This window comes from Chromohalobacter sp. HP20-39 (assembly GCF_033052815.1).
Classification (GTDB): Bacteria; Pseudomonadota; Gammaproteobacteria; order Pseudomonadales; family Halomonadaceae; genus Chromohalobacter.
Window position 1 is genome coordinate 1 of record NZ_JAWHTP010001046.1, and the last position, 245, is coordinate 245.

Consider the following 245-nt stretch of genomic DNA (forward strand, 5'->3'; position numbering starts at 1 on the left):
CGCAAGTGCGGAACACCTGACAGGTCGCCGCCAAGGGCCTCCTCGACAGCGGTGAGGTTGCGCAGAGCGCGGTCCCGAAGCTGCGTGTGGTGGTCTATGCCGACGTTGTCGATCAAGGCGGCCGCGCTTCCGCGGTCGTCGCCGGAGAGTTCGAAGTCAGCTGGTGTGATCACAGGGGTCGCGTCGCCCGCAGTCTTGAACAACTCGACCAAGATCCGGACCAAGTCCCGCGTGCCCTGCGCCTT

1 protein-coding gene is annotated in these 245 nt (G+C 65.7%); it reads right to left on the reverse strand.

Annotation, left to right across the window (positions count from 1 at the left end):
- A partial coding sequence (locus RVY79_RS21110; protein WP_317466566.1) for a hypothetical protein occupies positions 1-212 on the reverse strand: 212 nt, incomplete at its 3' end.
- Positions 213-245 lie beyond the last annotated feature (33 nt).